Annotated in this window: 13 protein-coding genes; 8 read left to right on the top strand and 5 right to left on the bottom strand. The window is 43.1% G+C overall.

All coding sequences use genetic code 11. From position 1 onward, the window contains the following. Positions 1 to 38: 38 nt before the first annotated feature. The 3 genes from secA to RM347_RS29250 all read left to right on the top strand — a co-directional run bounded on the left by secA (position 39) and on the right by RM347_RS29250 (position 4925). Positions 39 to 2831 carry a preprotein translocase subunit SecA gene (gene secA / locus RM347_RS29260; RefSeq protein WP_322719636.1) on the top strand — a complete coding sequence of 931 codons (2793 nt, stop codon included), beginning with the start codon at positions 39 to 41 and terminating at the stop codon, positions 2829 to 2831. Between the two features lie 846 nt (positions 2832 to 3677). Continuing rightward, positions 3678 to 4280 (top strand): hypothetical protein, encoded by a 603-nt coding sequence (locus RM347_RS29255; RefSeq protein ID WP_322719635.1) that lies wholly within the window; start codon positions 3678 to 3680, stop codon positions 4278 to 4280. Positions 4281 to 4595: 315 nt separating this feature from the next. Continuing rightward, positions 4596 to 4925, top strand: a complete 330-nt coding sequence (locus tag RM347_RS29250; RefSeq protein ID WP_322719634.1) for a low molecular weight protein tyrosine phosphatase family protein — start codon at positions 4596 to 4598, stop codon at positions 4923 to 4925. A 181-nt stretch (positions 4926 to 5106) separates the two neighbouring features. Here the strand turns inward: RM347_RS29250 and RM347_RS29245 are convergent, their stop codons facing one another. From RM347_RS29245 to RM347_RS29225, 5 genes are all read right to left on the bottom strand, one after another. After that, the gene (locus RM347_RS29245; RefSeq protein ID WP_322719633.1) at positions 5107 to 5550 is read right to left on the bottom strand and encodes a hypothetical protein; all 444 of its coding nucleotides are present in this window, start codon (positions 5548 to 5550) and stop codon (positions 5107 to 5109) included. A 198-nt stretch (positions 5551 to 5748) separates the two neighbouring features. Continuing rightward, entirely contained in the window at positions 5749 to 8307 is a 2559-nt protein-coding gene (locus tag RM347_RS29240) for a penicillin acylase family protein (protein ID WP_322719632.1), read from the bottom strand. A gap of 125 nt (positions 8308 to 8432) precedes the next feature. After that, complete coding sequence (locus RM347_RS29235; RefSeq protein WP_322719631.1) at positions 8433 to 9233, bottom strand: ABC transporter permease; 801 nt, start codon at positions 9231 to 9233, stop codon at positions 8433 to 8435. A gap of 48 nt (positions 9234 to 9281) precedes the next feature. Continuing rightward, entirely contained in the window at positions 9282 to 10100 is an 819-nt protein-coding gene (locus RM347_RS29230) for an ABC transporter permease (protein ID WP_322719630.1), read from the bottom strand. Beyond that, positions 10097 to 11089: an ABC transporter ATP-binding protein gene (locus RM347_RS29225; protein ID WP_322719629.1), complete on the bottom strand. Its 993-nt coding sequence runs from the start codon at positions 11087 to 11089 to the stop codon at positions 10097 to 10099. Before RM347_RS29225 ends, RM347_RS29230 begins: the two co-directional genes overlap by 4 nt. A 110-nt stretch (positions 11090 to 11199) precedes the next feature. Between RM347_RS29225 and RM347_RS29220 the strand changes: the two genes are divergently transcribed. From RM347_RS29220 to RM347_RS29200, 5 genes are all read left to right on the top strand, one after another. Then, positions 11200 to 11349: a hypothetical protein gene (locus RM347_RS29220; protein WP_416211911.1), complete on the top strand. Its 150-nt coding sequence runs from the start codon at positions 11200 to 11202 to the stop codon at positions 11347 to 11349. Continuing rightward, positions 11331 to 11672: a hypothetical protein gene (locus tag RM347_RS29215; protein WP_322719628.1), complete on the top strand. Its 342-nt coding sequence runs from the start codon at positions 11331 to 11333 to the stop codon at positions 11670 to 11672. The genes RM347_RS29220 and RM347_RS29215 overlap by 19 nt, the downstream gene beginning before the upstream one ends. Positions 11673 to 11674: 2 nt before the next feature. After that, positions 11675 to 11881, top strand: a complete 207-nt coding sequence (locus RM347_RS29210) for an HNH endonuclease (protein ID WP_322719627.1) — start codon at positions 11675 to 11677, stop codon at positions 11879 to 11881. Positions 11882 to 12193: 312 nt separating this feature from the next. Continuing rightward, a complete protein-coding gene (locus RM347_RS29205; RefSeq protein ID WP_322719626.1) occupies positions 12194 to 12934 on the top strand; it encodes an RNA methyltransferase in 741 nt (246 codons plus the stop codon). A 174-nt stretch (positions 12935 to 13108) separates the two neighbouring features. After that, positions 13109 to 14674, top strand: a complete 1566-nt coding sequence (locus RM347_RS29200) for a serine hydrolase (RefSeq protein ID WP_322719625.1) — start codon at positions 13109 to 13111, stop codon at positions 14672 to 14674. Positions 14675 to 15062: the final 388 nt, after the last annotated feature.

Raw genomic sequence — 15062 nt, 5'->3', positions numbered from 1 at the left:
TAATTCCCATCCCCCTTGATTCAGTTCTATAATCTGCCATGCTAAAACTTTTGTTGGGTGACCCCAACGCTCGTAAGCTTAAAAAATACCAACCTTCTGTTACTGAAATTAACCTTTTAGAGGAAGAAATTAAGGCTCTTTCCGATGATGAGTTAAAAGGTAAAACCGTCGAATTTAAACAACGGCTCGCCAAAGGCGAAACCCTGGATGACATATTGCCAGAAGCTTATGCCGTTGTTCGGGAAGCAGGACGACGAGTCTTAGGCTTGCGGCACTTTGATGTCCAACTCCTTGGCGGGATCATTTTGCACGTAGGGCAAATTGCCGAAATGAAAACCGGCGAGGGTAAAACACTAGTCGCCACCTTGCCAAGTTACTTAAATGCCCTGACTGGTAAAGGTGTACACGTTGTCACCGTGAACGATTACCTGGCTCGTCGGGATGCTGAATGGATGGGACAGGTGCATCGGTTCTTGGGGCTGAGTGTGGGGCTAATCCAGTCAAGCATGACTCCCAGCGAACGCCAGAAAAACTACGAGTGCGACATCACTTATGTTACCAACAGCGAAGTCGGTTTTGACTACCTGCGGGATAACATGGCGACATCAATGGCAGATGTGGTACAACGCCCATTCAATTATTGTGTAATTGACGAGGTAGACTCGATTTTAATTGATGAGGCGCGGACACCGCTGATTATTTCCGGGCAGGTGGAAAGACCTACAGAAAAGTATCTGCAAGCCGCTGAAATCGCATTCACACTCAAAAAAGACGAGCATTATGATGTGGATGAAAAAGCTCGTAACGTGCTATTGACAGATGAAGGCTTTGCTGAAGCCGAAAATCTTTTGGGAGTCACAGATTTATTTGACCCCGAAGATCCTTGGGCGCACTTCGTTTTCAATGCGATTAAAGCCAAAGAACTTTTCCTCAAGGATGTAAATTACATCGTCCGCAATGGCGAAGTGGTAATTGTAGATGAATTTACTGGTCGGGTGCTACCTGGACGGCGTTGGAGCGATGGACTGCACCAGGCTATTGAAGCCAAAGAACACGTAGATATTCAGCCAGAAACTCAAACTCTAGCGACAATTACTTATCAAAACCTGTTTTTGCTGTATCCAAAACTTGGTGGAATGACCGGAACGGCAAAAACCGAAGAACCGGAATTTGAAAAAATTTACAAATTGGAAGTTGCGGTAATTCCCACCAACCGCGATCGCAGACGCGAAGATTTGTCTGATATGGTCTTTAAGACAGAACCAGGCAAGTGGGGTGCGATCGCTAGAGAATGTGCCGAAATGCACGAACTCGGCAGACCTGTATTAGTAGGAACCACTAGTGTAGAAAAATCCGAACTTCTCAGTCGGCTGCTGAAGCAACTAGAAATTCCCCACGAATTACTCAACGCCCGACCGGAAAACGTCGAACGTGAGGCAGAAATCGTCGCCCAAGCCGGGCGAAAAGGTGCTGTTACCATTGCTACTAACATGGCTGGTAGAGGCACAGACATCATTTTGGGTGGGAACTCCGAATACATGGCGCGTCTGAAGCTGCGGGAATACTTCATGCCCCGAATCGTCATGCCAGAAGATGAAGATGCATTTAGCGTTCAAAGACCAGCCGGATTACCAACAGGACACGGTGGTGGTCAAGGCTTTGTCCCTGGTAAAAAAGTCAAAACTTGGCGGGCTTCACCAGAAATTTTCCCGACCCAATTAACAAAAGAAACAGAAAAACTACTCAAAGACGCAGTAGAAATTGCAGTGCGTGAGTATGGCGATCGCAGTTTACCAGAATTGGAAGCTGAAGAAAAGGTAGCTGTAGCAGCAGAAAAAGCTCCCATCGACGACCCTGTGATTCAGAAACTGCGCGAAGCTTACAACCGCGTTAAGCACGAATACGAACAATTTACTACCCGCGAACATGATGAGGTAGTGGGAATCGGTGGTTTGCACGTAATTGGTACAGAACGCCACGAATCGCGGCGGATTGATAACCAGTTGCGCGGACGTGCAGGAAGACAAGGTGACCCTGGAACCACGAGATTCTTCCTCAGTTTAGAGGATAACCTACTGCGGATTTTTGGTGGCGATCGCGTTGCTGGGTTAATGAATGCCTTCCAAGTGGAAGAAGATATGCCCATCGAATCTGGGATGCTCACCCGCAGTTTGGAAGGCGCACAGAAAAAAGTTGAAACCTACTACTACGATATCCGTAAGCAGGTATTTGAGTATGACGAGGTGATGAATAATCAACGTCGTGCTATTTATGCTGAACGCCGCCGGGTGTTAGAAGGTCAAGACTTAAAAGAACAGGTAATCAAGTACGCTGAAAAAACGATGGATGACATCGTTGACTACTACATCAACGTAGACTTGCCCTCGGAAGAGTGGGAGTTAGAAAAGTTGGTTGAGAAAGTCAAAGAATTCGTCTATCTGCTAGCAGACTTACAGCCAAATCAATTAGAGGATATGTCTGTTACTGAGATTAAAGCCTTCCTCCACGAACAGGTGCGAATTGCTTACGATCTCAAAGAAGCGCAGATTGACCAAGTTCAACCTGGACTTATGCGCCAAGCTGAACGTTTCTTTATCTTGCAACGCATTGATACCCTGTGGCGGGAACACCTGCAACAAATGGATGCCTTGCGCGAATCGGTAGGATTGCGTGGTTACGGACAAAAAGATCCGCTGATTGAATACAAGAGCGAGGGTTACGAACTCTTCTTGGATATGATGGTTAACATTCGCCGAGATGTAGTGTACTCGTTGTTTATGTTCCAGCCACAACCGCAGCCAATGATGCAGGCTTCGTCTGAGATGGTGTAGCAAGTTAGAGAAAATATCTCACACAAAGGCGCTAAGAGGCAAAGATTTCTTAGCGCTTTTGCGCTTTGATACATCGTTTGAAAAACAGTGTTTTCTGGATTTTGCTGAAATGTTGAGCCTGTTTTATTCTCTAGCCAGAGTCATTAAAGAGGGTTATTGTGAGCGGTGAGATTGACATTCAGGAGGCTGGGGGTAACCACGCGCAACTGATCTTTACTTAGGCTGTCGACGCTTTGCATCACGGAAGAGGGCGTTTCGATACGATTTTTTACTAGCCCGGCTATATACTTACAACTACAGTTTCTATTAATACTTATTCTTTAGTGCCTTTTGCAAGAACTGCCCTCTGCCTTTCTTTGTAAAATTGCTGATTACATGCTGATTACAAATTATGTATTTTGCATATTTTATCCTGCAAGTAGTATGGTACTATACTTTTATCAAGTATCATCAATCAAGTTAGAAGGAGGCTGATATATTTGGTAATTAGTCTCGGCATACAGCTTTAAAACTTTTTCTAATCAGCAAAAGTCTTCCTGTATAAGCACTACAGCCGATTTTTAATCTTGTGCTATGAACTTAAATAGTAAGCACATCCTTAACATTCAACCAATTCCGTTTAAAAAAACATCTTTTGGGTTTACAGAGTACTACAAATACTTAAGAATAATGCAGTATTTTTCAGGTATTAATGTTTGATTATTTACTTGCTTGTACAAGTAAATAAATGCCTGAAGGTGATCTCATTAGTCTCAAGCGAGCGAGTTCCATTACTCATGGAATGTCAATTTGTGCTGTGTATAAGTCCAAATGTTGTGAAAAGCAAACACCAATGGAGAATAAACGATGAAAACTGCAACAGCAATTGCAACCGCTTTGACACTATTGAGTCTAAGCACTGTCCCAGCCCTAGCTGCTACAGCTACTAAATACCAATTCAAGGGGCAGAATGCTTATGCCTCTTTTTCCCAATCTGATGATTGCAGCTATACTGACGTTTCTGTTTCTGCTTTTGATAATGTCACTAAAAGCGGGCCTGGCGCTCCTACTTCCCAGACAGGGGCTTACTTCTACTATTCAAGCTATAATTACTGCACCGGAACGCAGTCGTATGGTGACGGCTTTAGTGAAAACGTTACCTTCACCAGTAATAAGCTCAACTCAGCTACTTTGAATGGCAGCTTCACAGTTTACGATTACTATTTGGGGACTTCCAAAACTGCAACAGTCAATTTGACCTGGACGGGCACAGGTGATACCTACCGTGGTAAATCCCAAAGCCGCTATCAAAGTCCAGGCTACACATCAAGTTATCGCTATACTGGTTCCTCTCGCGATGCACAGGTTTCGGGCAGCGTTATCTTAGATGGGACAAATTTTGCGAATCTGCCTACTAGCTATGCTAGTCTCGGTACGTCAAGCAGTGGTTCTCTGGAGATTATCAAGTAGTAAGCTATAGTGTGATCTGGGAAAGTCTTCATGCTTGGGCTTGACTTGAGAAGAAGTGTTTCCCCATTAATACCCTCTGAGTGTCTAATTGGGGCGTTGCTGAATATGAGTATGAAATTCAAAAATTCTATATTTCAAACTTCTCTCTGCATGAGGTGAATTCATACTTAACACTCAGCAGCGCCTAAAAAATTATTGATAAAAAAGAAACCTTACCAGCTAGAAAAGTATCTTAGGCAAAATCTGCGGTTTTATAATTCCGAATTTAACAGCGATCGCTTCGACAGAAAGTCAGATATTCTGTAAAATTAGTTAGTGAAAAAGCTTTTATTTATCTGTAGTCAACATAAATTGCGAAGTCCTACTGCTGAGGCTGTATTTTCTGAATATGAAGGACTTGAAACGGACCCGGCAGGTTTAGATCGCTATGCCCAAGTACCAGTTTCAACAGAGGCTATTCAATGGGCTAATATTATCTTTGTGATGGAAAAACCCCATAAAAAGAAGCTATCCAAAAACTTTCAGCCATTTTTTAAAGATAAAAAAATTATCTGTTTAGCTATACCAGATGAATATGAGTATATGGAACCAGCTTTAATTGAGTTTTTAAAACAGAAAGTACTACCTTTATTAAAAATTAAATAATGAACATTTGGAGAGTTTTTAATTCTGAGCAATAAAATATTAAAGCAGTAGATCAAAGAGAGCAGTTTCTACTTGACTGCAATACATCAAGGGCATAAAATTACTTTAGCGATTACGGTGAAATTGTATTGAATCTAAGTTTAACTGCTATCTTTGTTATCAGGATTTCGTTCAAAATTGGCTATTTGCCAGAGCAATAACTATTAATTTCCTTAACTATTGAACTTTCTTCGGTACTACTCTTTTGCAGAGATACCAAAAAGCCCTTTGCTGCTGGTAGATTCTTTTTATCTATGGCTGTTGCTGCATTATTCAATTCCTTGCTGATGTTCTGATAGAGTGTGAGAAAGCGTCCTTGGAAACCTTGTAACTTTTCATCCTTAATTTCCAGTGCTTTCATCTGTTTGGCAAGTGGGTCTATCTTACCAGCTAGTTCAGTTAAAGCTTTAGAACCTTTTGCCGGATTGGGATTTTTAGCAAATTCTTGACCTAGAGTAGATGCCTGGTTGGCAACCTTGATGACTTTGTTACATTGGGCAACTTTACTTTCTCCACAACCTGCAAATAATAATGCGATCGCAGTAGTTGCTGAAATCATAAAACTTTGTTTAAATATGCTTTGCATACGTTCTATTTTCTCCGACTATGTTTGGCAAAAGTTAGACAAAGGAGATTGAGGCAAAAATACTTTTTTCTCAAAAGAATCTCTATTTCTGCTGCTGAATTTCTTTTATCCCTGCTACTTTATAATTCATTTTTGCCACAACGTGTATGTAATTTCACTTAAATAAATAAATTTTAAATTTTATAGTTGTTTTGCCTTCTACTCTGCCAATTTTGTAACTAACTTTAATATCGCAGTATTACCTGTAACATTCTTTTGTTCCCATAGCATCTGGTGATATTCAATCTTGCGCCAGGAGTCAACCATATCGTTGTAGTGCCTATGGAAAGCATGTCCTGATTGTCCAGGGGTGTGAATCGCTACCGAGTTATCCAAATTTCCCAAATCTACAATCATCCGCAGTGAAGGAATATCAGTCACCTCAAAGGATTTGTTTGCTCTCCAGCGGTTAGCATTCACTGTTTCGCCGTTACCAGGCGTGGCAAATGCACCACGATTAAATAAAGCTTCAATCGGTGCAACCCCAGATTTACCCAAAGTGGCATTACGAAAAGTAATAGTATGCAGCTTGCCCCAATTCCAGTTTTTCGGGTCTTTGCTTTGAATACGTTCTAATTCATCCACCGCTTTTGTGAAGGATTGTCGCAGGATTTGGTCGCGGTTCTCAACTTTTGGGGTGTTGCGATTATCCCACCAAGAACTATTGGGCTGGTTTACCAGATTTGCTACCACAGCATACCAGCGATCGCCTCCATTAGGATAGTACTTTTCAGGCAACTGATCGTGGAACGTATCTGCTAACAAGTGTTTCCAGAAGACTTCAAATAAGGCAGCAGCGGGCGATGTCATTCCTAACTGCAAATTCCAATCTTGTAGTAGTTTTTGGGCTGCTTGCAAGCGGGGTGTATCAACAGTGATAGATTGTAATAGTGGTACTAGTGTTTGGGCATTGAGATTGCGATCGTCACCCTGTATCTGCTGCACATCCTTTACAGAAATCAGTTGCGTTTGTTGTGAAATTATTTCAACGATGCGCTTTGCCCGATAGCCATAAACCCAGTCGGCGGTAATTAAATAAGGATATTCACGCGCGACTAAATTATTGGCAGTAGCAATATAACCTTGGGATGGATTGAAACTTTTGGGCAACTGTTCAAAGTCAATATAGCCTTGCCATTCATATTCATCCGTCCAACCAGGGACGGGATAACGCCCATCTCCCTTAGCGCGGATAGGGAATTTACCAGGCATTTGGTAGCCAATATTGCCATCAATGTCAGCGTAGACCAAATTTTGAGCAGGGACATCATAGTTACTGGCAGCAGTGCGGAATTCCTGCCAGTTTTGGGCGCGATTGATTTGGGGAATAGCATACCCTAGTTTGGAAGGTGCTAGGGCTGTCCAGCGCAGGGCTACGGCGTAGTTTTGCGGTAATTCTAAGGACTGACTTGGTTTGAACCCCTTCAGATTGGGCGAAACATCAGAGAGAATCGGCCCATGTCGGGTGTAGCGTACCGTTTGCACAATTGGCTGATTTCTGGCTACTTGAATCGTCTCTTGCACGAGTTGCATATCAACCCATTTGCCATTTACCTCATACTGATTGGGGTTTTTTGGATTGATTTTCTCAATGTATAAATCCATCACATCAGATTGTACATTGGTGACACCCCAGGCAATGCGATCGCTATGACCGATAATTACCCCAATCATTCCTGCAAAAGAAAAGCCAGTAACGTTGTAGGGACATTCTGCACTCTTGGGTGTGCAATGCAAACCGACCTCATACCAGATAGAAGGTATTTGCACACCTAAGTGGGGGTCATTCGCCAAAATTGGCTTACCTGTAGCTGTCCGCTGACCAGATATCACCCAGTTATTCGAGCCAATACCTATTCCTGTGGGTCCTATAAGTTGTTCCAAAGCCATCATTGGCTTAGTAATTGACTCTAAAGCAGGTAATATATCTGGAGAGTCGAGAAGTGAAGAAGATGGGGGGAAATAACTCTCCTTGTCCCCCTGTCCCCTTGTCTCCGTGTCCTTTTTCTTCTGGAACTCAGGCAAAATCACTGGCAGGTCTTTAGGGTATGGTGGAAAAAGTTCCTCTACTTGAGTTGGGGCAAGGGTTTTGAGCAGAATGGCACGTTCAATTTCGCTCTGGAAATTTCTGCCCAAATCGTAAGCCATTACCTTCCCCCAAGTCAGGGAATGCAGTATTTGCCAAGGTTCTGGCTGATACCCAGGATTGAGGAACTTGAGCACAGCGTATTCTAGACTCAGGGCGCTGCCTTGATGCTCTGCCAGATAGGCATTGACACCATCTGCATAAGCTTCCAGGTATGCCTTCATCTCTGCATTAATTTCCTGAATTTCTTGCTGCGCCACCCTCGCCCAACCCATTGTCCGCAGATATTTATCAGTGTCAACTTGAGAAGAACCAAACATTTCTGAGAGTCGCCCAGAACCAATGTGTCGCCAAAAATCCATTTGCCAAAAGCGGTCTTGGGCGTGGATATAACCTTGCGCCATAAATAAATCGTGGGAGTTGGCAGCATAAATATGGGGAATTCCCCATTTATCGCGCTGGACTTTAACTTCAGCCTTCAGTTCAGGTAGTTGAATTGTGCCACTTTCTTGCGGAAAGGATTGGCGCACAGTGTAGGTGGCAAATCCCACTAACAATAGCCCTAGCACTAACAGGAAAATCAGAGTAATTCTAAGTCTTTTACGTAACCAACCTTTCCTGGAGTTTTTCATTTGAGCTTCCCGTGGCATTGTTTAGTGAAATCAGACAATACTACAAGGTATTTAATCAAAATCTTCAGAAAAGTGCGATCTGCCCATTTAAAAGCGCCTGATTACACAGCTAAAATTTTGTTGTCCTAGCTGCCAGTAGAACAATAGTATCGCTCTCCTATTTTCCAAAGCTTGAGTGCAACCATCAGAAAGAGAATGCCTGCGATTGGCGAAACATAACAAAACCACAAAGGCACTAAAAAAGCATCTTCTTTTTCAAGTACTGCAAGCAAAGGAAAATAGCTGACGCAAGCAAGCGGTATCAAGAAAGTAAAGAATCGCTGAAACCACTTGCTATAAATTGCAAGAGGGTACTGAGCTGTTTCTACTCCTCCATAAGTGAGGATATTCATAATTTCGAGAGATTCAATAGTCCAGAATGTGAGGGTTGCTTGCATAATGACAATGCCAACAAAGAGTGCAACCCCACCAAAAAATGAAGTGCCTAAAAGCCAGAAATTTTTAAAAGTTAAAGGGATGTGGAGAGATGAAAGTGACCACCCCATAACAACAATTCCTTGAGAAAATCTTCCGATTCGTTTCAAAGTAAACTCTTTACCTAAAAGTTGAAGTGCTGTGGTGCGTGGACGAAGAAGTAAACGGTCGAAGTCTCCGCTTTTAATTATTGTTGAAAATGAGTCAAACCCTTTTCCAAGGGCATCAGCACAGGCGAAGGAAATATTAACTATTCCATAAAAGAGAGCAACTTCATTCAAAGTCCACGTACCAATACTATTAAAACGAGTAAAAAGTGCCCAGACTCCAAAAAATTCAACAGCAGTTCCTAAAAGCTGCCCTATGACTTGCAGCCAGAAGGAAACTTTGTACTGCATTTGCGACTTGAAAGATACAGAAATATATCGAAGGTAAAGTAAAAAATCGTTCATACTGTAAATTTATTTATGGGGTTTACCTCCTGTCTCCTGCCTCCTCATTCATCCCCCCTGAATTACAAGCTTTCTTATGCCATATTTCACAAGAACACGCCCAAGGATAACGATGACAACTATCCATAAAGTTTGATGGAGCAAAACATGAAACAGGGCATTTGGTTGAAGATTACCAGTAAAAAGACGAAAGGGTTTGTCGATTAGTCCTGAAAAAGGAAGTGCATTCAGAAAAGGCTTGCTCCACTCAGGAAAAAGTGGCAAAGGAACAATCATTCCAGAAAATATAATAATTAGAGTAGGCAGGATACTATTAATTCCCTCGCCAGAAATCGTCCACATCATTGATACAGTGAAAAGCATAGTTAATGCAGACGAAAGTAAAATTGCACCAAGAAAAGAGAGAAAAAAGGCAACAAGAGAAGCAAAGGATGGTGGAAAAGAAAGCGACCATTCATCAAGCCCCAAAAGGGGAAAAAGAAAAATTGTCACACAAAGAAGCGGAATAGCACGAAGTATCAGGGGCGTTGTGCGAAGTGCCAAAGCGCGAGTCAACCAAAAATTATAAAGGTCTGTGGGTCGGAGAAGATCGTATCCTACGGCACCAGATCGGATGAGTTCTTGAATATCTCTATCACCTCCCCAAGGGACAATTGCCATCAGAAACGCCTGTCCCAGCCACACATATCCTACAGCCTGTTGAAAAGTCATAGGTTGAGCAGAGGTTGCATGAGTAAAGAATGCCTGTAAAACCATTACTTTCACGAACCCCCAAAAAAGCTGAGTTACAACGCCTGCCAAAGCAGCAGTACGGTATTGCAACAGCAGTGTAAATCTAGCAACAAAGAGTGACCAATATGCTTTCATGGGACAATTCCTGCTGAAATTGCATAAAGTTCAGCAACTATCTCTTCAATAGGTGGATTTTCTACAAAAAGATCCTCTACTTCATGTTGTGAGGTAACTTGGCTAATCAAAGACGCAGCAGAAAGCTTTGTGGGATCGAAGGCCAGAGTTACGGTGCGACCTTCTTTAGAGATAATACTGACTCCTTCTTCTTCAAAGAAGAAATCATCGTTTGCTAGGTCAATTCTTAAGTACCGACGCGAGGAAACTTGAGAACGCAGTGCTGCTAGAGTTCCATCACAAAGGATCTCACCTCCACCAATAATAATTATGCGATCGCACAATGCCTCGATATCATCCATATCATGGGTAGTCAGGATGGTAGTTACTTGATGAGTTTTATTCAGCGCTTTGATAAATTTTCTGACTGCAAGCTTTGAAACTGCATCAAGCCCGATGGTAGGTTCATCAAGAAAAAGAATTTCCGGTCTGTGAAGCATTGCTGCTGCAAAGTCACATCGCATCCTTTGACCAAGGCTTAACTGCCTCACCGGAGTCGAGAGAAAACTTGCAAGACCAAGCAAATCAATCATTTCTTCGCGTGTCTGGCGATACTCTGATTGGGGAACGCGATAAATATCCCGTAGCAAATCGAAAGACTCAATCACTGGCAGATCCCACCAGAGTTGCGTTCTTTGACCAAACACTACACCGATACGATTAACGTGCCCGATTCTATCTTTCCAAGGAGTTCGGCCGCCAATTATGCATTTTCCACTGGAAGGTACGAGAATACCACTTAAAATTTTAATCGTAGTCGATTTACCAGCTCCATTTGGGCCAATGTATCCTACAAGTTCTCCCCGCTCCAGCGAAAACGAAACTCCTTTGAGGGCATAAACTTGTCTAGTTTTTCGCTGCACAAGCCCTCGTATTGAACCGAAAAGCCCAGAGGAACGTTCAGACACAAAGAAAGTCTTGCTGAGATTTTCGACAAGAATGTGAGACATATTTTGTTAGTCTGTTATTGCGAAGAAAGGCAGAAGGCAGGTGGTCACTGAGCTTAGTCGAAGTGAGGTAGTGTTTCGACTACGCTCAACAACCAGGCAGGGGGCCAAAAATGAGCTTGGCTGGATTAAGAATTGTGTTGGTAGAGGTAGCTGGGCCGATAAATGTCGGCGCGATCGCTAGGGGAATGAAAAATTTCGAGATATATCATTTAATAATAAGTAAATTGCCAATGCAATCCCCATGCCAAGAATCACCCTAGAAGTATCAGAGGAATTATCTCAACAACTAGCACAAGTAGGCGATCGCTTACCCGAACTGCTTGCTTTGAGCCTCCAACAACCAGCTGTACCAGCACAAGTTTACCGATATATCTTAGATTTTTTGGCCAGCAACCCCACTCCTGAACAAATTGCTGAATTTAAACCTACTCCCGAAATGCAAGAACGTTTGCGTACCTTGCTAACACGCAGTAGCGCAGGTGAACTCACACCCACGGAGTTGAAAGAACTAGATGAATATGAACGTATTGAACACTTAGTTGTGATGATTAAAGCAGGTAACTTATCTTATTTGACAAGCTGACCGTGAGTGTAAACTATATTCCGATTGTTCTTCGCCGACTCGTAGAAGAACGCGCAAACTACAGATGCGAATATTGCCAGTTACCCGCAGGAGTTGCTTTTTTTGCCCATGAGATTGATCATGTTATTGCTCAAAAGCACGGCGGTGTAACAAATGCTGATAATTTAGCCCTAACCTGCTGGCGATGTAATCGTCATAAAGGTACTTAGGATCTTTTGATCCAGAAACAGTTGCTCTTAGTTTTCTCTTCAACCCACGCACCCAGAAATGGGCTGAACACTTCACCTTTTTAGAACTGTATCTGCTGGGATTAACGCCTACAGGACTTACAACGATTAGATTACTACAAATAAATAGCGACGAACGACTAGCTGAACGGCGGAGATTGCGCTGAACTGTTCAGACCTGACGCAGGCATTCACTTACACAGCTAAAATGATTTTAAGGAAACTCTTCAGCAGAACCGCAACGCTGAAAATTAGCCTGTAAGTATTATCTGGTGCGATCGCAGGAGGCAAAACATGAGCTTGGCTGGATTAAGAATTGTGTTGGTAGAACCAGCTGGGCCCATCAATATCGGCGCGATCGCCAGGGTAATGAAAAATTTCGGGCTATATCATTTAGTATTAGTGAATCCCAAATGCGATCCGCTATCAGAGGAAGCTTTGATGATGGCTGTTCATGCTAAGGAAATTTTAGAATCTGCGGTATTAGTGGCGACCTTACCAGAAGCATTGCATGGATGTGTCAGGGCGATCGCTACAACTGGTCGCGTTCGCAGTTGGGAAACACCCTTAGAAAATCCCCGCACTGCACTACCCTGGTTACTGGAGGAACCAGAAAAACCCGCAGCACTGATTTTTGGCAGGGAAGACCGGGGATTAAGCAATGAAGAATTAAATTATGCACAGCGGTTTGTTGGCATTCCCACTAGTCAAGATTATGTAGCCCTAAATTTGGCTACTGCCGTAGCAATCTGTTGTTATGAATTGTCACAATGTACTCAACAAACTGACACTCAGACCTTACCCCAAACTGAACTTGCACCCTTAGATGTTGTGGAAGGATACTACCAGCAATTAGAATCACTATTACTGAAAATTGGTTATGTATATCCCCATACGGCAGCTAGTCGTATGGGAAAATTTCGCCAATTGTATAATCGCGCTCACTTGAAAACTGGGGAGGTCGCCATGCTGCGAGGGATTTTACAGCAGGTAGAATGGGCCCTTAAAAACCAGAAGAATAGTGAAAACTTGTAATTATTCGTTTAATATGTACGCAATCATCCCCCCAAAATGATTAATATGGCTTAAACTAAACACAAAAATGCTACTTAGTGGCAAAGTGGAATTTGAGTATTAATATTGCTTAAAGACTAAGTTTGGGGTCAGGAGTCTGCAAGAAAACAGTCAAGTGGGTCACAAGGAGTAACGGTGTCAGAGTCAAGTGACGAACTAACAGCTTTCTCGCGGCGTCAACCCTTAAATCGCCGCCAGCGGCCACAAAAAGTTCAAAAAGTGGTACAAAAGAAAGTTAAAGCTAATAGCCAGCAGCAAGCTGCAAATGGACGACAAGCAGCGCTAACACGCCCAAAAAATCAAATCAGTCCTCCCCCAATCCCTGGTGGTACACGTAGGGTAAAATCAGGGTTAGTCATGCCAGCGGCAGTAAAACCAACACCTAGTGTGAAAGGAAAAATTCCTCCCTTCCGGCCAGGTGCTGTGATGGTCAAAACAGTGCGAATGGAAAAGCCAAAAACAGGCAGGCGCTCATCGCGGAAGACGCGGTTAAAGCCAATGGCCAAAACCATATTGTATGTTGTGCGGTTATTGATTGTAGGTGTTGGGATGGGTGCAATTGTCGGTACGGCGTTGTCAGTATTAGACCCGGCTAATCGCATCAGCACCAATTCGGCACCGCAATCTAATAGTAACGTGGCGCGATCGCAGCCACAACCTACTCAAACTCCTACAGTTGCAACTTCGAGTCTGTATTTATCCCAGGAAATTACCCCTTTGAAAAATGCCGTGCAAAATTTGGCGGCTACCAACCCAAATCTTACACCTGGAGTTTTCTTAGTAGATTTGGATACTGGTAATTATGTAGATGTCAATGGCTCTACCAGTTTTCCGGCGGCTAGCACAATTAAAGTGCCGATTCTGATTGCCTTTTTCCAGGATGTGGACGCAGGGAAAATTCGCCTGGATGAAATGCTGACCATGCAACAGGATATGGTAGCAGGCGGTTCAGGAAATCTGCAATACAAACCAGCTGGAACCCAGTACGCTGCTTTGGAAGTTGTCACTAAAATGATTACCATCAGCGACAACACGGCGACAAATATGCTGATTGCCCGACTGGGAGGCATCGATGCTTTAAACCAGCGTTTCCGTAATTGGGGATTGACAGCCACCATAATTCGCAATCAACTCCCAGATTTGCAAGGCACAAACACCACTAGTCCCAAGGAACTAGGGAATTTGATGGCGATCGTGAGTCAGGGAAATTTAGTAAGTATGCCATCACGCGATCTCATGCTCGATATCTTGCGTCGCACCCAGAGAGACACTTTGCTGCCATCGGGTTTGGGAACAGGCGCCAGAGTATACCACAAAACGGGCGATATTGGCACAATGTTGGCAGATGCAGGTTTAATTGTTGTTCCGACTGGCAAACGCTATGTAGCTGCTGTCATGGTACAACGTCCAAATAACGACCCTCGCGCCGAAAAATTGATTAGCTCAATTTCTCGTGCTGCCTACCAAGAGTTTAGCCAGAATGCTGTCACACCCAACAGTACCACAAGCACTATACCCGCAAATGGTTATCAGCCCCAGGTTGTGAGTCCTGCTTTACCCAACGCTACAACAGGCACAGTGCCCATCAGTGGTTATCAGTCTCCTGTTGTGAGTCCTGTACCCAACGGTATGGGAAGTACTGTACCCACAAACGGTTATCAATCTCCAGTTATGAATCCCCAGTATTACCCACCAAGATAGGGACTTTCAAATAAAAAAATAATCAATCGTGGAGTGAGCAGGGGGAGCAGGGGAAGAAGATATCTGATAGTCGTCTTAGATAGAGGAATTGAGTAATTTATTTTTTTGGAGTAACCATAATTCATAATTATTAGACATCTCCAAAAACTATCAAAGCTTTGCTGTGACTAGCTCATAATATCCAAGCGCAAGGCTCGCTAACTAGCTAGTCTATACGATAAAATAAGGCTTTGAGATATTTCTTGATAATAACGAGGCAAAAATATGTAGTTATATACGTTGATTTTAGCTTGATGGCAAAGGAGCTATTGTTGTTGGCAATATTAACGCTCCAATTCGCAATCTGACTAGTCCACAAATTGTCAAAATTACTTGCTCATACTTTTTA

Origin of the sequence: Nostoc sp. ChiQUE02, assembly GCF_034531305.2 — a bacterium.
Classification (GTDB): Bacteria; Cyanobacteriota; Cyanobacteriia; order Cyanobacteriales; family Nostocaceae; genus Nostoc.
The sequence above is the reverse complement of the archived record's forward strand: the minus strand, read 5'-3'. Positions and strand labels throughout refer to the sequence as shown.

Bases quoted from the DNA above. Each gene is read 5' to 3' on its own strand.
- RM347_RS29220 (WP_416211911.1), top strand. From the start codon at position 11,200: ATGAGCTTGGCTGGATTAAGAATTGTGTTGGTAGAGGTAGCTGGGCCG.
- RM347_RS29230 (WP_322719630.1), bottom strand. From the start codon at position 10,100: ATGAAAGCATATTGGTCACTCTTTGTTGCTAGATTTACACTGCTGTTG.
- secA (WP_322719636.1), top strand. From the start codon at position 39: ATGCTAAAACTTTTGTTGGGTGACCCCAACGCTCGTAAGCTTAAAAAA.
- RM347_RS29240 (WP_322719632.1), bottom strand. From the start codon at position 8,307: ATGAAAAACTCCAGGAAAGGTTGGTTACGTAAAAGACTTAGAATTACT.
- RM347_RS29245 (WP_322719633.1), bottom strand. From the start codon at position 5,550: ATGCAAAGCATATTTAAACAAAGTTTTATGATTTCAGCAACTACTGCG.
- RM347_RS29205 (WP_322719626.1), top strand. From the start codon at position 12,194: ATGAGCTTGGCTGGATTAAGAATTGTGTTGGTAGAACCAGCTGGGCCC.
- RM347_RS29235 (WP_322719631.1), bottom strand. From the start codon at position 9,233: ATGAACGATTTTTTACTTTACCTTCGATATATTTCTGTATCTTTCAAG.
- RM347_RS29255 (WP_322719635.1), top strand. From the start codon at position 3,678: ATGAAAACTGCAACAGCAATTGCAACCGCTTTGACACTATTGAGTCTA.
- RM347_RS29215 (WP_322719628.1), top strand. From the start codon at position 11,331: ATGCCAAGAATCACCCTAGAAGTATCAGAGGAATTATCTCAACAACTA.
- RM347_RS29225 (WP_322719629.1), bottom strand. From the start codon at position 11,089: ATGTCTCACATTCTTGTCGAAAATCTCAGCAAGACTTTCTTTGTGTCT.